Origin of the sequence: Catenulispora sp. GP43, from assembly GCF_041260665.1 — a bacterium.
Taxonomy (GTDB): domain Bacteria; phylum Actinomycetota; class Actinomycetes; order Streptomycetales; family Catenulisporaceae; genus Catenulispora.
Genome location: NZ_JBGCCT010000015.1, coordinates 39,677 through 57,752, shown reverse-complemented (window position 1 = coordinate 57,752; position 18,076 = coordinate 39,677). Strand labels below are relative to the sequence as shown.

The window sequence follows — 18,076 nt, the reverse complement described above, 5'->3', positions numbered from 1 at the left end:
TACCGGCTATGAGGGCTATAGCGGAAGGCCTTGCCGCAGGCAGGTACGACAGGTCACCCCGGGGTTAACGCACTGTTCATCCAACTGCTCGCTGATGTGCTTCGATGCGCCTGCTGCCGCATAGCGAGCCGCTATCACTTCCATGCCGAAGAGCGGTCTTGGCGGATGCCCGCGCTTATCCCAAGGTAGGAACCATGGTTGATCATCTCCCTGTCCGCCCCGAACACCTCGGCAACTTCGTCGGCGGGGTCTGGGGCCCGGCCGAGGCCGGCGGCACCCGGGCCGACGTGAGTCCCGCCGACACCTCCGACGTGCTCGGCCGCTTCGCCGATTCCACGGCCGCCGATGCGGTGCGTGCGGTGGACGCCGCCACGGCCGCGCTGCCGGCCTGGCGGGCGCTGGGGCCGATCAAGCGGGCCGAGATCGTGCGCCGGGCCGAGCGGATCATCGGCGAGCGCGAGGACGAGTTCGCCCGGGCGATCAGCCGGGAGCAGGGCAAGCTCTACAAGGAGGCGCTGGGCGAGGTCCGGCGCGGGATGGCGATCCTGGACTTCACCGCCGGCGAGGGCCGCCGGCTCAACGGCCACACCACGCCGGCCGAGGAGCCGCGGACCGTCGCGATGACGTTCCGGCAGCCGATCGGCGTGGTCGGGCTGATCACGCCGTGGAACTTCCCGCTGACCATCCCGATCTGGAAGGTCGCGCCGGCACTGGTGGCCGGATGCGCCAGCGTCCTGAAGCCCTCGCCGTTCACCCCCTACTCCGCGGCGCTGCTGGTGCAGGCCTTCGCCGACGCCGGGGTCCCCGACGGCGTGCTGAACCTGGTGCAGGGCGACCGGGAGCCGGGCGAGGCGCTGACCGACGACCCGCGGGTGGCCGGCATCTCCTTCACCGGCTCGCTGCCGGTGGGGCGCGCGATCCACATCGCCGGCGCCGGCCGGCTGATGAAGACGCAGCTGGAGCTCGGCGGCAAGAACGCCGTCTTGGTGCTGGCCGACGCCGATCTGGACAAGGCCGCCGCGGCGATCGTGTTCGGGGCGTTCGGGCAGGCCGGGCAGCGGTGCTCGGCGACGTCCCGGGTGGTGGTCGACGCCGCCGTCAAGGAGGCGCTGTTGGAGAAGGTCGTAGCGAAGGCCGCCGCGCTGAAGGTCGGCAACCCCTTCGATCCGGACGCCGAGGTCTGCCCGGTCGTGAACGAGGACCGGATGACCGCGTGCCTGAACGCCATCACCAAGGCCCAGGAAGCCGGGGCGAAGGTCGCGGTCGGCGGCCACCGCCACACCCAGGGCGTCCCGGACGGCTACTACGTCCAGCCGACCGTGCTGCGCGACGTCCCCTGGGACTGCGAGATCGCGCAGGAGGAGATCTTCGGCCCGGTGCTGTCGGTCATCGACTGCGACGGCTTCGAGGACGCCATGCGCATCTCCAACTCGGTGAAGTACGGCATGTCCGGCACGATCTTCACGCAGAACCCGGCCCACATCTTCGAGGCGCTGGAACGCTTCGAGGCCGGCATGCTCCACGTCAACCGGCCCGGCGTCGGCGCCTACGCGCACCTGCCGCACATGGGCGCCAAGCAGTCGCAGTACGGCGCGCCGGAGTGCTCGCCGGAGGTCTGGGACTTCTACACCGAATGGCGGTCGGCGTGCATCAGCTTCTGAATCCCCTGGGCCAGGCGCAGGTGATGAGCGCCGCCGAGGCGGTGCAGGCCTTCGTCGAGCCCGGCGCGGTGCTGGGCCTGGGCGGCCAGAACATCAACCGCTGCCCGATGGCGCTGGTGCACGAGGTGGTGCGGCAGGACATCGGCGACCTGACGGTCGTCGGCTGCAACCTGTCGCTGCCGCTGGACCACCTGGTCGCCGCCGGGCTCGTGGCCCGCACCGAGCAGGGCAGCGGCAACCTGGAGAAGTTCGGCACGCTGTTCAGCTGGCGGCGGGCGGTGGAGGCGAACCGCATCGAGGTGCGCGACTACTCGCACCTGTCGATGGCCTCCCGGTTCCTGGCCGGCGCGATGGGGCTGCCGTTCATGCCGGTGCGCTCGCTGCTGGGCTCCTCGGTGCTGGAGCGCCTCGTCGCCGAACAGGACGCGGTGGTCACCTCCGACCCCTGGAGCGGCGAGCCGGTGGTGCTGGTGCGCGCCTGCACCCCCGACGTCTCGCTGATCCACGCCAACGCCGCCGACGCCGACGGCAACGTGGTCATCGACGGCGTGACGAGCCACGAGGTGGACATGGTGCGGGCCTCGCGGCACGTGATCGTGTCGGTGGAGGAGGTGCTGCCGGCCGGGGCGTTCGACGACCAGCCCGAGCGCGTCACCATCTCCGGCGCGTACATCAGCGCGGTCGTGGAGCAGCCGTGGGGCGCGTGGCCGACCAGTGTGTATCGCAGGTACGACTACTACGAATCCGAGATCGACGGGTACCAGAAGCGGGCCAAGGCCGGCGACGAGGGCCCGCGGGCGTTCCTCGCCGAGCAGGTCGCGGCGCACGCCGATTTCGACGGCTATCTGGCCGCCAGCGATCCCGGCGGGTCGGCACGGGCCGCGATGGCCGAACAGATGCGGAGGCTGCTGTGAGCGCGATCGGACCTGTGGCAGGGGCTGTGGGCGGAGCCGTGGCCGAGGCTGTGAGTGGAGCTGTCAGCGGGCCTGTGAGCGGACCTGTGAGCGGGTCTGGTAGCGGACCTGGGAGCGGGCTTAGCGGGCCTGGGACGGGAGTCCCGGCCGCCGCGCTGCCGCGCGAACTGCTGGTGTTCGAGGGCGCGCGGCAGATCGCCGACGGCGACTGCGTGATCGCCGGCACCGGGCTGCCGCTGCTGGCCGGGCTGGTGGCGCAGCGGACGCACGCGCCGAGCGCCCGGCTGCTCATCGAGTCCGGCGTGGTGTTCCCGAAGGTGGTGCCCACGCCGCTGTCGGTGGTGGACCCGCGGATCATGCACGCGCCGAGCAAGCTGGGCTCGCTCATCGAGTCGCTCGGCGGATTCGTGCAGCGCGGGCTGGTGGCCACCGGGTTCCTGGGCGGCGCGCAGATCGACGCGCACGCCAACATCAACTCCACCTGGATCGAGCGCGGCAGCGGCCGGGTGCGGCTGCCCGGCAGCGGCGGCGCCAACGACATCGCGTCGCACTGCGCCACGATCGTGGTGCTCACCAGCCACGAGAAGCGACGCTTCCCGGAGCGCTGTGACTACATCACCTCGCCCGGCTTCCTGGACGGGCCCGGCGCCCGCAGGCGGGTCGGGCTGAACCCGGTGCGGGTGAAGGTGGTCACCGACCTGTGCGTGATGGAGGGCGACGACACGGTCGGCGAGCTGACCGTCACCGCACTCATGCCCGGCGCCACGGTCGAGGACGTGCTGGCGAACACCGGGTTCACCCCGAGGGTGGCCGACCGGCTGGCGGTGGTCGCCGCTCCCTCCTCCGAGGACCTCGCGCTGCTGCGCGACGTCCTGGACCCCGAGTCCCGCTATTTCCCGGAACGACTGAAGAACGGAAACACCCATGACTGAGAAGACGCCCTTCCACTGGAAGTCCGACATCGCGTGGAAGAACCGCGACCGGATCGTGGTCCGCGGCTACGACGTGAACGAGCTCACCGGCAACCTGGACTTCGGCCAGATGCTGTTCCTGGTCCTCAAGGGCGAACTGCCGACCGAGGCGCAGGCGAGGATCACCAACGCGATGATGGTCTCGCTGGCCGAGCATGCGATGTCGCCCTCCTCGGCCACCGTCCGCTTCGCCACCTCCGGCGGCGCCGAGCTGAACGGCGCGGTGTCGGCCGGCGTCGCGGCGATCGGCCGCCTGCACGGCACGGCCGACCGCCCGGCGACCATGTTCCTCGGCGTGGAGCAGCGCGCGGCCGACGAAGGCATCCCGATGCCGGAGGCCGCGGCCCTGACCGTGCAGGAGATGCGCGCACGCCGCGAGAACATGCCCGGCTACCACCACGCGCAGCACATCCGCGACCCGCGCACGGTGCGCCTGCTGGAGCTCAGCGACAAGTGGGGGATCAGCGGGACGTACGTGGCCGTCGCCCGTGCCATGGAGGACGCCACCGAGCCGGTCTTCGGCCGCCGCCTGTGGATCAACGGGCCCGGCGCGATGGGCTGCATCGGCCTGGACGCGGGCTACTCGCCGCTGGAGATGAAGGCGATGTTCATCACCGCGCGGTCGCTGTCCCTGTGCGCACACTCGATCGAGGAGTCGACGCGCGAGAGGGGGTGGCGCGCCTCGGAGAACTCGGACATGGTGCAGCCGCTGTCGCTGCAGATGCAGGGGCCGGAGTGGTACGACGGGCCGCAGGACCGGGTGCTGCCGGCGGGGTTCGGGGAGTAGGCCGGACAAGCCCAAGAAGCCCCCGCGACAAGCGTCGCGGGGGCAACTGTGAGTGATTGGGTCCGGTTACTGGGCGAGCGCCCGAACCTTCTCCGCCTGCGGGCCCTTCGGACCCTGGGTGATCTCGAACTCGACCGGCTGGTTCTCCTCGAGGTTCCGGTAACCGGAGCCCTCGATGGCCGAGAAGTGGACGAAGACGTCCGGGCCGCCGCCGTCCTGAGCGATGAAGCCGTAGCCCTTCTCGCCGTTGAACCACTTGACCGTGCCAGTTGCCATGCTGCGTTCTACCTCGGAAATCACTCCCGCTGTGAGCGGGACCGGTGGTGGGGTACCAGCGCCTGTCGCGCCGATACCGGTCGAGCTTGGAGTGAGTCCGGATGTGCTTCATGAACCGACTGCCCAGTGCGACCGAGCGTCACGGTAGCACTACCAGCTCGGCGACGATAGGTGAAATGGCAAGGTGGGCGCCGTGTCGTCACTCTCGTGGCGCACAGATCCACCCGGTCGGGCGGGGTCCCGGCGGTGGTCGGCGGCCGTTCGGGGCGGCTCCGGGCGTGGTCGGCGGGGGTGTCGGGGGTCGCGGTTCGGGGGTAACCCGCATGGCGGGTCAGGCCAGACCGGCGAAGAATCGATCGCTCATCTCGGTGTGCAGCGGGAAGGCCAGCGGCTGCGCGCGGTCGACCACGACCAGTTCCTGGGTCTCGCCGTTGGACAGGGCGTGCACGCGCTCGGGGGTCAGGTCCGCCAGGTCCTCGATCGGGCGGGGCTTGACCCGGCCGAAGACGAGGATCACGAAGTGCGGGGCGCTCAGCACGTCGGCGAGCTCCACCTCCTCCACCTCGGCGCGCAGGCCGGTCTCCTCCCACAGCTCGCGGACCGCGGCCTGCTGCCAGCTCTCGCCCTCCTCGATGAAGCCGCCGGGCAGGCCGATCCGGCCCAGCTGCGGCTCGATGCCGCGGCGGACGGTCAGCAGGCCGGTGCGGCCGTCGGTGCCGATGATGGGCATCATCACCAGGGCCACCGGCAGGGGGTTCAGCCAGGTGGTCTGGCCGCAGGTCGCGCAGGTTCGCGGCCACGCGGCGTCGGCGGCGAAGGCGGTGCCGCAGTAGGAGCAATGCGAGTTGTGGACCGGCATGGTTCATCAGCGTACGCCGACGCTTCACGGGGTGAAGCGTCGGCCCCGCGAAGCGGCTCAGGCGGGCAGTGAGAACTCGATGGGCTCGGTCGAGGCCAGCCGTACACGCCCGGTCAGGACCAGGTGCCGCAGGTGCGAGCCGGCCTCGCCGAGCGCGAGGTGCCGCGCGAAGGTGTCCAGGCGCTCCCAGCCCTTGTTCCACTCCATGCCCTCGGTGATGCTCCACAGCGTCTTCGGGCCGGCGGCCAGTTGGCCCTCGATCTGCTCCAGACGGCGGGCGTGGTGCTCGGCGATCTCGGCGGCGCGGGCGGCGACGCCGTCGAAGGGCGCGCGGTGGGCGGGCAGGGCGCGGGTGGTCGACAGCCGCGACACCTTCTCGAGCGAGGCGAGGAAGTCGCCGAGCGGGTCGGAGGTGCCGACCACGTGGTCGTCGTAGACCGTGACCACCGGGGTGATGCCGGGCAGGACGTGGTCGCCGGTCAGCAGCGCGCCGGTGTCCTCCAAGTGGAAGCAGGTGTGGCCGGGGGAGTGGCCCGGGGTCCAGACGGCGCGCAGCGTGCGTCCCGGGACGTCCATCAGGGCGCCGTCCTCGATCAGCACGTCCGGCACGGCCGGCTTGGCCCCGGAGGGGATCGCGGCCGCCGCGCTCGCCACGGCCTCCGCCGGGGCCCCGCACAGCTCCAGCAGAGCCTTGTAGCGCTTGGTCCACGGCTCGCGCTCGGCGGTGCGCACCATGTCGACGACCTTCGCGTCCTGTTCGTGCAGCGCCACCCAGCAGCCGCTCAGTTCCCTGATGCGCCCGGCCAGCCCGTGGTGGTCGGGGTGGTGGTGGGTCACCAGCACGCCGTGCACGTCCGACACCGAGGTGCCGATGGCCTCCAGGCCGCGCTCCAGGGCCGCCAGCGACACCGGGTCGTCCCAGCCGGCGTCGACCAGTACCGGGCCGCCTGCGGTCGTCTCCAGGGCGTAGACGAGCGTGTAGCCGAGGGGGTTGTCGGGGAAGGGGACGCGGATCGACCAGACGCCGGGGGCCTCGGCGGACGCGGCCTCGGCGGGCGGGGCGTCGGTCATGGTGGGGGCTCCTTCGCTCGGCGGTGGTGAGAACACGTTCTCATGACTAGTTAGCCAGGCGAAAGGTTCGCCCGTTCTGGAGGCGGCCAGGCGGTCATTGAGCTTGCAGGTGGGAACTGATATCTGTTCTAAAAGACCGCCTTCTGGCGGCTCGTCACATCACGGAGAGGCACTCCCATGGGCACCGTGACCGAGCACGGGAAGCTGTTCATCGGCGGTTCCTACGTCGACCCGGCGACCGACGCGAAGCTGGAGATGATCTCGCCGGTCACCGAGGAGGTGTTCGGGCGGACGCCGGAGGCCTCGGTGGCGGACATGGACCGTGCGGTGGCCGCCGCGCGGCGCGCGTTCGACGACGGCCCGTGGCCGCGGATGAGCGTGGCCGAGCGGGTGGAGATCCTGCGCCGGCTGAGGAACCAGTACGAGGCGCGTGCGGACGAGCTGGCCAGGCTGATCAGCTCCGAGACCGGCTCGCCGTACTCCTGGTCGATCCTGGCGCAGGTGTGGGCGCCGATCATGATCTGGGACTACTACCTGGGCATGGCCGCCGACTATCCCTGGGAGGAGCTGCGCCAGGGCCTGCTCGGGCCGACGGTGGTGCGCAGCGAGCCGGTGGGCGTGGCGGCCGGGATCGTGGCCTGGAACGTGCCGCAGTTCATCACGGTCAGCAAGATCGCCCCGGCGCTCGTGACCGGCTGCGCGGTGGTGGTGAAGCCCTCGCCGGAGACGGCCCTGGACTCGTATCTGCTGGCTGATATGGCCATCGAGGCCGGGCTGCCGGAGGGCGTGCTGAACATCGTGCCGGCGGGCCGGGAGAACAGCGCCTACCTGGCCGCGCATCCCGGGCTGGACAAGATCGCCTTCACCGGATCCACGGCCGGCGGCAAGGCGGTCATGGCGGCCGCCACGGCGAACCTGACGCGCGTGACGCTGGAACTCGGCGGCAAATCCGCGGCGATCATCCTGCCGGACGCGGATCTGGCTACTGCGATCCCCGGTCTGCTGCCGAACTCGTACATGAACAACGGACAGGCGTGCGTCGCGCAGACGCGGGTGTTGGTGCAGCGCGATCGGTACGCCGAGACGGTCGACGCGATGGCGGAGGCTGTCAGGGGCCTGAAGACCGGTGATCCGCTGGATCCCGAGACGCAGATCGGACCGCTGGTCGCCGAGCGGCAGCGCGATCGGGTGGAGTCCTACATCGCCAAGGGCGTCGGCGAGGGTGCGCGGGTGGTCGTCGGCGGCGGGCGTCCGGCGGGGCCGGCGAAGGGCTGGTTCGTCGAGCCGACCTTGTTCGCGGACGTCGACAACCGGATGGTGATCGCGCAGGAGGAGATCTTCGGGCCGGTGGTCGCGATGATCCCGTACGAGGACGAGGCCGACGCGGTCCGGATCGCCAACGATTCGGACTACGGACTGTCGGGCTCGGTGTGGTCCGGGGACGTGGAGCACGGGCTTTCGGTGGCGCGGCGGGTGCGGACCGGAAACTATGGTGTCAATACCTTTGGAATGGAGTTCAACTCGCCGTTCGGCGGGTTCAAGCAGTCGGGGATCGGCCGGGAGTTCGGGCCCGAGGGCTTGCGGGTATATCTGGAGACGAAGACCGTGCACTTGCCGAATGGCTACACCCCTGAAGGGTTCTGACAGGTGTCCGAGATTGAAACGGTGTCAGCGTCCAAGTGGCGGGTGACTGTCGATACCGATCTGTGCATCGGCTCCGGGGGCTGCGTGCTGCGCGCGCCCGAGGGGTTCGAGCTCGACGCGGCGCGGCAGTCCTGTCCGCGGCACGAGGTGCTGGGGGCGTCCGGCGAGGTGCTGGACGCCGCGGAGAACTGCCCGGTGGAGGCGATCACGATCGTGGAGGAGGGGAGCGGGCTGGTGGTGTTCCCGCCGGCCGACTGACACCTCCGCCGGGGCCCGAAACTCCTTGACTGAGTCATTGACTCAGTCAAACGATGCTGCCTAGCATGGGCGGCATGGTGGATCTCGCGCCCGCGGTGGCGGCCGTCCGTTCGTTCAACCGGAGCTACACGAAGGTCATCGGCGTCCTGGAGGAAGGGCTGTTGAAGAGCCCTTACACCCTGACCGAGGTCAGAGTCCTCTTCGAGATCGCGCACGCCGGACCCGAGGGCGCCACCGTCGCCCGGATCCGGGAGGACCTCGGCCTGGACGCCGGCTACCTGAGCCGCATCCTGGCCCGCTTCGACACCGAGGGGCTGGTGCTCAAGCGGCGCGCCGCGACCGACGCGCGCCGCGGCACCGTGGAGCTCACCGAGCGCGGACGCGGGATCTTCTCAGGGCTCGACGAACGCTCCAGCGAGCAGGTCGGCGCCTGGCTGTCGCGCCTGGGCGCCGGCGAGCGGGGGCGGATGGTCGAGGCCATGGGGCAGATCGGGGCGCTGCTGGACTTCCAGGCGGTGGGCGGGCCGGTGACGCTGCGCGCGCCGCAGCCCGGCGACTACGGCTGGGTGGTGGAGCGCCACGGGACCCTGTACGCCGCCGAGCGGGCCTTCGACGAGACCTTCGAGGCCGACGTCGCCCGGATCGTCGCCGACTACGCGGGCTCGCACGACGAGGAGCGCGAGGCGTTCTGGATCGCCGAGGTGTCGGGCCGGCGCGTGGGCTGCGTCGCCTGCGTGCGCCGGCCCGCGGACGACGGCGTGGACACGGCGCAGCTCAGGATCCTGCTGGTCGACCCCGCGGCGCGCGGCCTGGGCGTCGGGCGGCGGCTGGTCGAGGAGTGCGTGGAGTTCGCGCGCAAGACCGGATACCGGCGGATGATGCTGTACACGGTGGACGGGCTGACGGCGGCGCACCGGATCTATCACTCGCTCGGGTTCGAGATCGTGCACCAGGCGGCGGTGCAGATGTGGGGGCACCACTTGGTGGAGCAGGAGTGGGTTCTGGAGCTGGCGTAGCCGCCACTTCGGCCCTGCGCGGGGCGGCATTGGCCGGATGGCAGGATGGATCCGCCATGGACCTCTCCGCCGATATCCCCACCGATCTCGCCGCCGCGCTCGACGCTGCCACCGCCGACATCCCGCTGCGTGAGCTGGAGGCGTCGGTCGATCGCCTGATCGCCCGCTACCGGACCCCGGGGCGTGCTGATCGCCCCATCCTCGCCGGCCGGATCGACGCCGCCGCCTACGCCGCGTACCGGATGCCGGCGACGTGGGGCGCGGTGCGCGCGGCGCTGGCCGCCGCCGCGGCGCGGGTGCCCGGCTTGGCCCCGCAGAGCCTGGTGGACGTCGGCGGCGGCACCGGGGCCGCGGCGTGGGCGGCCGCGGCGGTTTTCGGCGGGTCGCTCAAGGACGTCACGGTCCTCGACCAGGTGGCCGAGGCCCTTGACCTGGGGCGGGGACTGGCCCGCGACGCGTTCGCGGGCGCGCTGCGGCACGCGCAGTGGCGTCAGGTGCGCTTCCCGGCCGAGATCCCCGGCGCGGATCTGGTGACCGTGTCGTACGTCCTCAGCGAGCTCGCGCCGGACGCACAGCAGGCGCTGGTCAGCACTTCCGCAACAGATGCCCAGACCATCGCCGTGATCGAGCCCGGGACCCCCGACGGCTACCAGCGGATCATGGCGGCGCGCGACGTGTTGGCCGGCATGGGGCTGCACATCGCGGCGCCCTGCCCGCACTCGGATGCCTGCCCCCTGCTCGGAACGCGCGACTGGTGCCACTTCGCCTCGCGCATCCACCGCACGCCGCTGCACCGCCGCCTCAAAAGCGCGGATCTTCAGTACGAGGACGAGAAGTTCGCCTACGTCGTGGCGACCCGCCTGCCGGTCGCGGCGGCGCAGGCGCGCATTCTGAGGCATCCGCAGATCCGCAAGGGGCTGGTCATGATGCAGCTGTGCCAGCCGGACGGGACGGTCGCGCAGGAACTCGTCTCCAAGCGCCAGGGCGACACGTATCGGGCCGCGCGCGACGCGGACTGGGGCGATAGCTGGTAGCCGCGGCGGCCTGAGGCGAGCCGGCTTTCAGCCCTTCACTCGGCTTCAGGGCCTCGCCCGGCTTCAGGGCCTCACTCGGCCGCGGCCGCCTGCGAGACCAGCGTGCAAGCCGTGTCGATGTCCGCTTTCACCTGCGAGATCGACGCGCGCCCGGACAGCCAGGTGATCAGCGTCGAGTGCCAGGTGTGCGTCACCACGCGCACCGCCGCCAGCTCGGCGCGGGTCAGCGGCCGGCCGGAGTGGACGGCGTCGGCGATCACGTCGGTGATCAGCCGGTTCACCGAGTCCACCTCGGCCGAGACCGAGCGGTCGGCGAAGGTCAGGGCCCGCATCATCGCCTCGGCCAGGTGTGGCTCGCGCTGCAGCGCCTTGAAGGTGCGCATCAGGGTCTCGGCCACGCGCTCGCCGGGGTCGGCGCTCACCGGGGGCTTGCGGCGCAGCTGGTCGTGCAGCTGCTCCAGCTGGTCCTGCATGGTGGCCACGAGCAGGTGGATCTTCGAGGGGAAGTAGCGGTAGAGGGTGCCCAGGGCCACCTCCGACAGCTCGGCGACCTCGCGCATCTGCACCGCGTCGAAACCGCCGCGGGCGGCCAGCTGCTGGGTGGCACGCAGGATGCGCTGGCGGCGGGCTTCCTGACGCTCCGTCAGGGCCGGGACCGGCGACGGCGCCGAAGCGGGGGTGCCGGCCGTTGCCGACGCGTCAACCGTCATGGGCTTTCCTCAACCTCGATCAATTCTGGGCACTGGAGTTCCGCACCTGATCAGTGGTGGTTCACGGACGGTGTTCGCGGTGGTAGCCGGATGTGAACCGTCTGTGAACTGTGTCACGTGCCAACTCTGCCACCTGCGGCGCGGGGCAAGTAGGAACTTGTTCTAGATTAGCGCCACGGATTATGCTCCGTTGACCCGCTCGTGACGCCGTCTAAGCCGTGAAGGCGGGACACGGACTTACGGAGCGAGGTGATTGAGCATGGCAGACAACGCGCTGCGCATAGCCTTGCTCGCGTATAAGGGGAACCCTTTCTGTGGAGGCCAGGGCGTCTACGTCCGGCATCTCTCCCGTGAGCTCGCCAAGCTCGGCCACTCCGTCGAAGTGCTGGCCGGCCAGCCGTATCCGGTGCTCGATCCCGAGCCCGGCGTGAAGCTGACCGAGATATCCAGCCTCGACCTGTACCGCCAGCCCGACCCCTTCCGCACCCCCAAGCGCGGCGAGTACCGCGACTGGGTGGACATGCTGGAGGTCGGGACGATGTGGACCGCCGGGTTCCCCGAGCCGCTGACCTTCTCGCTGCGCGCGCTGCGCCACCTGTCCGGCCGCAAGGGCGAGTTCGACGTGGTCCACGACAACCAGTGCCTGGGCTACGGCCTGCTCGGCATGCCGCGCCTGGGCTTCCCGACGATGGCGACGATCCACCACCCGATCCAGGTGGACCGCGAGCTGGAGCTGGCCGCCGCGCCGACCAGGGGCAAGCGCGCCTCCGTGCGCCGCTGGTACGCCTTCACCGCGATGCAGACCCGCGTCGCGCGGCGCCTTCCGGAGATCATCACCGTCTCCTCGTCCTCCGCCGCGGAGATCGAGCAGTACCTCGGTGTCCCGCAGCGGCGCATCACGACCATCCCGATCGGCGCCGACACCGACGCCTTCTCCCCGGACGCCTCGGTGGCCGAGGTCCCCGGGCGGATCGTCACCACCGCCAGCGCCGACGTGCCGCTGAAGGGCCTGCTGCCGCTGGTCGAGGCGCTGGCCAAGGTGCGGGTCGAGAACGAGCACGCGCACCTGGTGGTCGTCGGCAAGGCCAAGGAGGACGGCGTCGTCGCCAAGGCGATCGAGCGCCTGGGCCTTTCCGGCTCGGTGCGCTTCGTGCACGGCATCTCCGACGCCGAACTCGTCGACCTGATCCGCTCGGCCGAGGTGGCCTGCGTGCCCTCGCTCTACGAGGGCTTCTCGCTGCCCGCCGTCGAAGCGATGTCCTGCGGCACCGCGCTGGTGTCCACCACCGGCGGCGCGATCCCCGAGGTGGCCGGCCGGGACGGCGAGACCACCCTCGCGGTGCCGCCGGGCGACCCCTCGGCGCTCGCCGCGGCGCTGACCCGGGTACTCGGGGACGCGGATCTGCGGGCCCGGCTGGGTGCCGCGGCGCGGGAGCGGGTCCTGGAGAAGTTCACGTGGCGCGCCGCTGCGATCGCCACCGCCGAGCGCTACCGGGCGCTCATCGAGGCCGGCCGTGACCCGGTCGACTGGGACCGCATGGCCGCCGACAGGCTCCGTCGCAAACGAAAGGCAGGGGTCTGACGTGCTCACCGTGGACTTCGAGAAGTTCCCGATCGCCAAGGGCGAGAAGGTGCTGGATATGGGCTGCGGCTTCGGCCGGCACGCCTTCGCGCTGCTGCGTCAGGGGGCTGACGTGGTCGCCCTGGACTACAGCCAGGACGAGGTCGCCGAGGTGACCAAGTGGTTCGCGGCGATGCAGGCGGCCGGGGAGGTGCCGGCCGGGGCCGGCGCGGTCGCGGTGCGCGGCACCGCCTACGGCCTGCCGTTCGCCGACGGCACCTTCGACGCGATCGTCGCCGCCGAGGTCCTGGAGCACCTGCCCGACGACCGGCTGGCGATGTCCGAGCTGGTCCGGGTCCTCAAGCCCGGAGGCCGGCTGGCGGTGACGGTGCCCCGGTGGTTCCCGGAGAAGGTGTGCTGGGCGCTGTCGGACGCCTACCACGAGGTCGAGGGCGGCCACATCCGGATCTACAAGCGGCGCGAGATGGTCGGCAAGCTGCGGGACGCCGGCGTGGTGCCCCGCGAGCTGCACCACGCGCACGCGCTGCACGCGCCGTACTGGTGGCTCAAGTGCGCGGTCGGGGTCGACAACGAGAACGCCCCGGTGAAGGCGTACAAGAAGCTCCTGGAATGGGACATCATCAAGGCCCCGGCCCTCACCCGCGCCAGCGAGGCGCTGCTGAACCCGGTGCTCGGCAAGAGCCTGGTCGTCTACGCGGACAAGCCGGCCGCATGAGGCTGGGCTCCGCACCGACGGCCGCCGGGCGCGCCGCCGCGGCCGAGTCGCTGGCCTGCGAAGGGGTGCTCAGCGCCGCGCAGGTCCGCGCCACCGCCGAGGCGATAGCCGCGCTCCAGCGGCCCGACGGCGCCATCCCGTGGTTCCACGGCGGCCACCTGGACCCCTGGGACCACATCGAGGCCGCGATGGCGCTGGACGCAGCCGGGTTCCCGGACCGGGCCGCGGCCGCCTACCGCTGGCTGGCGGCGTCGCAGAACCCTGACGGCTCCTGGTTCGCGGCCTACGCCGACGCGCCGGAGGGCATCGCCGAGCCGGCCAACCGGCTGTGCGAGACCAACTTCAGCGCCTACATAGCGGTCGGCGTCTGGCACCACTGGCTGGTCACCGGCGACGAGGAGTTCCTGGCCCGGATGTGGCAGCCGGTGCGGCAGGCCACGGACTTCGTACTGAGCCTGCAGACCCCCGGCGGGGAGATCGTGTGGTGCCGCGACGAGCAGGGCCGCGAGGCCGACGAGGCGCTGCTGACCGGCTGCTCGTCGATGTACCAGGCGCTGCGCTGCGCGCTGGCGGTCGCCGACCGGCTCGGCCGCGCCCGCCCGGACTGGGAGCTGGCCTGCGGCCGGCTCGGGCACGCGCTGGCCGCGCATCCGGAGCGGTTCGCGGACAAGGGCACGTACTCGATGGACTGGTACTACCCGGTCCTCGGGACGGCGCTGCGCGGCCAGGCTGCGCAGGAGCGGATCGCCGAGGGCTGGGACCGCTTCGTGGTCGCCGGCCTCGGCGTGCGGTGCGTCTCGACGAACCCGTGGGTGACCGGCGGCGAGACCTGCGAACTGGCACTGGCGCTGTGGGCGATCGGCGACGCGGAGCGCGCACGGACCCTGCTGCGCGACATCCAGCACCTGCGGGACGAGACCGACGGGATGTACTGGACCGGCCGCGTCTACGAGGGCGACGACCAGGGGAACGAGCCCGCGTTGTGGCCGCAGGAGAAGACGGCCTGGACGGCCGGCGCGCTGCTGCTGGCGCTCGCGGTGCTCGCCGAGGACAAGGCCACGGTCGCGGTGTTCGGCGGGGAGGGGCTGCCCGAGGGGCTGCCGGTGGCTTGCTCGGTCGCGGAGTGCGTCGCGGCCTGAGGTGGGGGCGTGCCTGACCGCGCGTGTGTAGGCGGCGGCTCAGGAGGCTGCGCTGTCTCGGTTGCCCGGCGGCTCAGGGCGCTGCGCCGCCTCAGCTGCCGCGTTTGCCTCGACCGTCGCGCCGCCTCAGCCGTCCCGCCGCCTCAGCTGTTGCAAGCCGCGTTCACCGCGTTGATGTCCTTGGTCGTCTGCGGAATCGTCTGCTGCATCCCCGCGGTGTCGTTGTTCTGATAGTCGTTCGCGAACGTGTTCCAGCTGTCCGCCTCGGCCTGGATCGCCGTCTTCACCGCCGGGTCGGTGGCCATGGCGGCGTCGGCGGACAGCTTGTCGGCCAGGTTGTGGTCGGCCGCTATCTGGAAGTCCTTGCCGCCGTTGGCCGCCGGGTCGGCGGTGTTGAAGGCCTTGAGGTCGTCGAGCGCCTCGCTGCAGCCGGCCTTGACGCCGTCCGGGATCGGCGGGGAGCTGGTCGTGGAGGTGTCCTGGTTGTCGGAGGTGTCCAGCGAGTCCGGGCTGGTCGGCGTCGTCGCGTCGGTCGTCGCGGAGGAGTCCGGCGTGCCGGTCGGCGCGGTGGTGGTCGAGCCCGTCGTCGTGGTCGGTCCGGCCTGCGGCGTGGTGTGGTGCCCCAGCTGCGTGACGCCGAGCGTCGCCAGTGCCGCCACGGCCAGGACCGCCGCCACCGCCAGGGCGACCTTCGGGCCGCTGCCCTTCTTCGACGGGGGCCGGTTCAGGGTCTGCGAGGCCAGGTACGGCGTCGTCTGTAGCGGTCCCGGCGGGTAGGGCGGCACGTTCGCAGGGTTCGGCGAGTGGGTCAGCTCGCGCGTCGGCGCTTCGGCCGGCGAGGGCACCGCGGCCTGTGTGAGGGCGGGGCCCGCGCCGCCGGCCGGCCTGCCCTCCAGCATCGCCAGCGCCGCCTGGATCGTCGGCCGCTGCCCGGGCTCCTTGGCCAGCAGCGCGGCCAGCAGGCCGGTCAGCCGGCCGGCGTTCTTCGGCGGCTTGGGCTGCTCGAACAGGACCGCCGTCAGCGTCGCCGTGGGCGAGTCGCGCCGGAACGGGGAGACGCCCTCGACCGCCTGGTACAGCGTCACGCCCAGGGAGAACAGGTCCGAGGGCGGCCCGGCCTCCTGGGCGCGGGCGCGCTCGGGGGCCAGGTACTCCGCCGAGCCGATGACCGCGCCGGTCATGGTCAGGGAGCTGTCGTCCTGGTGGTGGGCGATGCCGAAGTCGGTGAGCAGGACCCGGCCGTCGTCGGCGAGCAGCACGTTCGCCGGCTTCACGTCGCGGTGCACGATCCCGGCGGCGTGCGCGGCGGCCAGGGCGCGCAGCATCGTGTCGGCCACCTTCGCGGTGTTCTCCACGCTCAGCGGGCCGTGCTCGGTCAGGTGCTCGTCCAGCGAGCGGCCGGCTACCAGCTGCATCACGATCCACGGCGCGTCGTCGTCGATCACGACGTCGTGCACTGTCACGATGCCCGGCTGGTCGCGCAGCCGCACGGTGTTACGGGCCTCGCGCTCGGCGCGCCGCAGCCGTTCGGCCAGCTGGGCGTCGGAGAGCATGAAGGGCAGCGAGACCTCCTTGACGGCCACGTCGATGCCCAGCGTCTGGTCATGGGCGCGCCACACGCGGCCCTGGCCGCCGGCGCCCAACCGGTCTACGAGGCGGTACCGGCCGCCGACCAGGCGGCCGGCTTTTGCTGCTTCAGTCATGATCTGCACCACTCACGAAAGCCCCCCGGGTCGACGGTGATTCCGACATCGGACAGACTACGGAAGCGGCGTGTTGATCACATCCGCCGAAGTACTCAGGAAGGAATGCGTACATGTCCTACCCGGGCCCGCGCTATTTCGCCGACACCGGTGAGGTCAGCGCCACGTTCCGGCCGGCCGGTGCCGAGCCCGAGATCACCTTCGCCTCCGGCGGGACCTGCAGCCTGCTGTCGACCTCGGACAGCTCCGACGGCTTGTACGGGCTCTACCGCTGGGACTTCGCCGCGGCGCCGAGCGGTCCGGGCACGCACTTCCACAAGACGATGAGCGAGGCCTTCTTCGTCCTGAAGGGCGCCGTGCGCCTGTTCAACGGCGAGAAGTGGGTGGAGGCCACGCCGGGGGACTACCTGTTCGTGCCGCCCGGCGGGCTGCACGCGTTCCGCAACGAATCCGGCGAGCCGGCTTCGATGCTGCTGATGTTCGCCCCCGGCGCGCCGCGCGAGAACTACTTCCGCGGCCTGGTCGAGGGGATGCAGAACACGATGGGCGAGGCGTTCTTCCTGGAGCACGACCAGTACAACGTGAAGGACTGAGTCCGGGCTCAGTCCTTCACGCGTCCCGGCTCATGCCCGGGGCGGCCGTTCGCCGCGTGGTCCGGGCCGGCCTTGATGGCCGGCGTTCCCGGCGTGATCCTGCCGCCGGTGTCGGCGGACGCCGGGGCCGCGGCGGCCATCAGGGCCGCGGCCACGACGGCGAAGGCGACGCCTGCGCGGCGCTGCGCGGAGGTGATCCTCATACGATCTCGCCGGACTTCCCGGAGATCTTCAGGTGTTGCCTGTTTCTCGCCTGATCAGGAAACGGGAAACAGGGTTCTACCAGCGCCGGCCCGGAACGGCTCGGGCCTAGAAAGGCTCGGGCTTGCCGGCGGTGAGCTGGACCCACTGGGCCGTCGGCCGGCCCCCGACCCGGAACTGCTCGCCGGTGACGCCGAACTCCCGGGGCCAGCCCTCCGGAGAGTCCTCCCATGTCTCCTGGCGGCCGTAGGCGGTCTCGTCCAGGATGGCGTAGCTCGGCGCCGCGCGCTCCACGCCGCGTCCGGTGGTCCAGTAGGTCTCGAACACCCGGTCGCCCCGGCGCAGGTAGCTGACGCGCATGCCGAAGAAGCGGCCGGCCAGCAGCTGCTCGGCGGAGTCGCGGGCCGAGTACCAGGGGACGTCCCAGCCGAGGAAGTCGTGGTAGGCGCGGCTCTGCTCGTACGGGCCCTGCGAGAAGATCGCGTAGGTGACGTCGCGGGAGTGCAGGTAGGACAGCTCGCGGACCTCGGCGGTGAAGAAGGTGCAGCCTTCGCATTGGTCCTTCGAGGAGCGGTCGTCGTGCCACATGGCGTAGTAGACGGTGAGCATGCGCCGGCCCTCGAACACGTCGCGCAGCCGGACCGGGCCCTTCGCGCCGAGGACCGGGATCGAGGGGTCCACCTCGACCATCGGCAGGCGGCGGCGCTCGGCGGCGAGCTTGTCGCCCTCGCGGGTGTGCGCCTTCTCGCGGACGGCGAGCTCGTCGAGGCGGGCCTGCCAGCTCTGGCGGTCGGTGATCGGCGGGAGCGGGGGAGTGTTCTCGGGCTTGTCGATCTTCTCGGGCTTCTCGGTCATGGTGCCTCCGGTTCGGTGCGGGGGCATCGGTGCCCCGAAAGATGTAGACGATCGGGGGCGGCCGATTTCATCGCCTAAAGTGTGGCG

19 protein-coding genes are annotated in these 18,076 nt (G+C 71.4%); 12 read left to right on the top strand and 7 right to left on the bottom strand.

Translation table 11 applies throughout. The features are described 5' to 3' along the window. Positions 1 to 194: 194 nt before the first annotated feature. From ABH926_RS28075 to ABH926_RS28060, 4 genes are all read left to right on the top strand, one after another. Positions 195 to 1,661, top strand: coding sequence for an aldehyde dehydrogenase (locus tag ABH926_RS28075; RefSeq protein ID WP_370368815.1), 1,467 nt, complete (start codon positions 195 to 197; stop codon positions 1,659 to 1,661). Beyond that, a complete protein-coding gene (locus ABH926_RS28070; RefSeq protein ID WP_370368814.1) occupies positions 1,646 to 2,575 on the top strand; it encodes a CoA transferase subunit A in 930 nt (309 codons plus the stop codon). Before ABH926_RS28075 ends, ABH926_RS28070 begins: the two co-directional genes overlap by 16 nt. An 86-nt stretch (positions 2,576 to 2,661) precedes the next feature. Beyond that, positions 2,662 to 3,507, top strand: a complete 846-nt coding sequence (locus tag ABH926_RS28065) for a CoA-transferase subunit beta (protein ID WP_370368813.1) — start codon at positions 2,662 to 2,664, stop codon at positions 3,505 to 3,507. Then, entirely contained in the window at positions 3,500 to 4,333 is an 834-nt protein-coding gene (locus tag ABH926_RS28060; protein ID WP_370368812.1) for a citrate/2-methylcitrate synthase, read from the top strand. The genes ABH926_RS28065 and ABH926_RS28060 overlap by 8 nt, the downstream gene beginning before the upstream one ends. A gap of 66 nt (positions 4,334 to 4,399) precedes the next feature. Here ABH926_RS28060 and ABH926_RS28055 read toward each other — a convergent pair whose 3' ends face one another. From ABH926_RS28055 to ABH926_RS28045, 3 genes are all read right to left on the bottom strand, one after another. Next, positions 4,400 to 4,609, bottom strand: a complete 210-nt coding sequence (locus ABH926_RS28055) for a cold-shock protein (protein ID WP_012786341.1) — start codon at positions 4,607 to 4,609, stop codon at positions 4,400 to 4,402. Between the two features lie 331 nt (positions 4,610 to 4,940). Next, entirely contained in the window at positions 4,941 to 5,468 is a 528-nt protein-coding gene (locus ABH926_RS28050; RefSeq protein WP_370368811.1) for an NUDIX domain-containing protein, read from the bottom strand. Between the two features lie 57 nt (positions 5,469 to 5,525). After that, a complete protein-coding gene (locus ABH926_RS28045) occupies positions 5,526 to 6,539 on the bottom strand; it encodes an MBL fold metallo-hydrolase (protein ID WP_370368810.1) in 1,014 nt (337 codons plus the stop codon). A 177-nt stretch (positions 6,540 to 6,716) separates the two neighbouring features. Between ABH926_RS28045 and ABH926_RS28040 the strand changes: the two genes are divergently transcribed. From ABH926_RS28040 to ABH926_RS28025, 4 genes are all read left to right on the top strand, one after another. Continuing rightward, entirely contained in the window at positions 6,717 to 8,183 is a 1,467-nt protein-coding gene (locus ABH926_RS28040; protein ID WP_370368809.1) for an aldehyde dehydrogenase, read from the top strand. Between the two features lie 3 nt (positions 8,184 to 8,186). Then, positions 8,187 to 8,441 carry a ferredoxin gene (locus ABH926_RS28035; RefSeq protein WP_370368808.1) on the top strand — a complete coding sequence of 85 codons (255 nt, stop codon included), beginning with the start codon at positions 8,187 to 8,189 and terminating at the stop codon, positions 8,439 to 8,441. A 74-nt stretch (positions 8,442 to 8,515) separates the two neighbouring features. Beyond that, complete coding sequence (locus tag ABH926_RS28030; protein ID WP_370368807.1) at positions 8,516 to 9,457, top strand: GNAT family N-acetyltransferase; 942 nt, start codon at positions 8,516 to 8,518, stop codon at positions 9,455 to 9,457. Positions 9,458 to 9,513: 56 nt separating this feature from the next. Next, positions 9,514 to 10,491: a small ribosomal subunit Rsm22 family protein gene (locus tag ABH926_RS28025; RefSeq protein ID WP_370368806.1), complete on the top strand. Its 978-nt coding sequence runs from the start codon at positions 9,514 to 9,516 to the stop codon at positions 10,489 to 10,491. Positions 10,492 to 10,562: 71 nt separating this feature from the next. Here ABH926_RS28025 and ABH926_RS28020 read toward each other — a convergent pair whose 3' ends face one another. Further along, positions 10,563 to 11,201, bottom strand: a complete 639-nt coding sequence (locus ABH926_RS28020; protein ID WP_370368804.1) for a TetR family transcriptional regulator — start codon at positions 11,199 to 11,201, stop codon at positions 10,563 to 10,565. Between the two features lie 259 nt (positions 11,202 to 11,460). Between ABH926_RS28020 and ABH926_RS28015 the strand changes: the two genes are divergently transcribed. Genes ABH926_RS28015 through ABH926_RS28005 form a run of 3 tightly spaced genes read left to right on the top strand, consistent with a single transcriptional unit; the run spans position 11,461 to position 14,637 of the window. After that, on the top strand, positions 11,461 to 12,783 hold the full coding sequence (locus ABH926_RS28015; protein WP_370368803.1) for a glycosyltransferase family 4 protein: 1,323 nt from the start codon (positions 11,461 to 11,463) through the stop codon (positions 12,781 to 12,783). Between the two features lies 1 nt (position 12,784). Then, positions 12,785 to 13,498, top strand: a complete 714-nt coding sequence (locus ABH926_RS28010) for a class I SAM-dependent methyltransferase (protein WP_370368802.1) — start codon at positions 12,785 to 12,787, stop codon at positions 13,496 to 13,498. Beyond that, positions 13,495 to 14,637, top strand: coding sequence for a prenyltransferase (locus ABH926_RS28005; RefSeq protein WP_370368801.1), 1,143 nt, complete (start codon positions 13,495 to 13,497; stop codon positions 14,635 to 14,637). Before ABH926_RS28010 ends, ABH926_RS28005 begins: the two co-directional genes overlap by 4 nt. Positions 14,638 to 14,780: 143 nt before the next feature. On the opposite strand, the gene ABH926_RS28000 is transcribed toward ABH926_RS28005, so the two are convergent. After that, entirely contained in the window at positions 14,781 to 16,340 is a 1,560-nt protein-coding gene (locus ABH926_RS28000; protein ID WP_370368799.1) for a protein kinase, read from the bottom strand. Between the two features lie 113 nt (positions 16,341 to 16,453). On the opposite strand from ABH926_RS28000, the gene ABH926_RS27995 reads away from it, so the two are divergent. Then, positions 16,454 to 16,933: a cupin domain-containing protein gene (locus ABH926_RS27995; protein ID WP_370368798.1), complete on the top strand. Its 480-nt coding sequence runs from the start codon at positions 16,454 to 16,456 to the stop codon at positions 16,931 to 16,933. An 8-nt stretch (positions 16,934 to 16,941) separates the two neighbouring features. On the opposite strand, the gene ABH926_RS27990 is transcribed toward ABH926_RS27995, so the two are convergent. Both ABH926_RS27990 and ABH926_RS27985 read right to left on the bottom strand, forming a co-directional pair. Then, the gene (locus tag ABH926_RS27990; protein ID WP_370368797.1) at positions 16,942 to 17,136 is read right to left on the bottom strand and encodes a hypothetical protein; all 195 of its coding nucleotides are present in this window, start codon (positions 17,134 to 17,136) and stop codon (positions 16,942 to 16,944) included. A gap of 106 nt (positions 17,137 to 17,242) precedes the next feature. Continuing rightward, positions 17,243 to 17,989, bottom strand: a complete 747-nt coding sequence (locus ABH926_RS27985; protein WP_370368796.1) for a DUF899 family protein — start codon at positions 17,987 to 17,989, stop codon at positions 17,243 to 17,245. Positions 17,990 to 18,076: the final 87 nt, after the last annotated feature.

Excerpts from the sequence above, each read along its gene's own strand:
- ABH926_RS28075 (WP_370368815.1), top strand. The coding sequence starts at position 195 with ATGGTTGATCATCTCCCTGTCCGCCCCGAACACCTCGGCAACTTCGTC.
- ABH926_RS28060 (WP_370368812.1), top strand. The coding sequence starts at position 3,500 with ATGACTGAGAAGACGCCCTTCCACTGGAAGTCCGACATCGCGTGGAAG.
- ABH926_RS28055 (WP_012786341.1), bottom strand. The coding sequence starts at position 4,609 with ATGGCAACTGGCACGGTCAAGTGGTTCAACGGCGAGAAGGGCTACGGC.
- ABH926_RS28050 (WP_370368811.1), bottom strand. The coding sequence starts at position 5,468 with ATGCCGGTCCACAACTCGCATTGCTCCTACTGCGGCACCGCCTTCGCC.
- ABH926_RS28045 (WP_370368810.1), bottom strand. The coding sequence starts at position 6,539 with ATGACCGACGCCCCGCCCGCCGAGGCCGCGTCCGCCGAGGCCCCCGGC.
- ABH926_RS28040 (WP_370368809.1), top strand. The coding sequence starts at position 6,717 with ATGGGCACCGTGACCGAGCACGGGAAGCTGTTCATCGGCGGTTCCTAC.
- ABH926_RS28030 (WP_370368807.1), top strand. The coding sequence starts at position 8,516 with ATGGTGGATCTCGCGCCCGCGGTGGCGGCCGTCCGTTCGTTCAACCGG.
- ABH926_RS28025 (WP_370368806.1), top strand. The coding sequence starts at position 9,514 with ATGGACCTCTCCGCCGATATCCCCACCGATCTCGCCGCCGCGCTCGAC.
- ABH926_RS28020 (WP_370368804.1), bottom strand. The coding sequence starts at position 11,201 with ATGACGGTTGACGCGTCGGCAACGGCCGGCACCCCCGCTTCGGCGCCG.
- ABH926_RS28015 (WP_370368803.1), top strand. The coding sequence starts at position 11,461 with ATGGCAGACAACGCGCTGCGCATAGCCTTGCTCGCGTATAAGGGGAAC.
- ABH926_RS28005 (WP_370368801.1), top strand. The coding sequence starts at position 13,495 with ATGAGGCTGGGCTCCGCACCGACGGCCGCCGGGCGCGCCGCCGCGGCC.
- ABH926_RS28000 (WP_370368799.1), bottom strand. The coding sequence starts at position 16,340 with ATGACTGAAGCAGCAAAAGCCGGCCGCCTGGTCGGCGGCCGGTACCGC.
- ABH926_RS27995 (WP_370368798.1), top strand. The coding sequence starts at position 16,454 with ATGTCCTACCCGGGCCCGCGCTATTTCGCCGACACCGGTGAGGTCAGC.
- ABH926_RS27990 (WP_370368797.1), bottom strand. The coding sequence starts at position 17,136 with ATGAGGATCACCTCCGCGCAGCGCCGCGCAGGCGTCGCCTTCGCCGTC.
- ABH926_RS27985 (WP_370368796.1), bottom strand. The coding sequence starts at position 17,989 with ATGACCGAGAAGCCCGAGAAGATCGACAAGCCCGAGAACACTCCCCCG.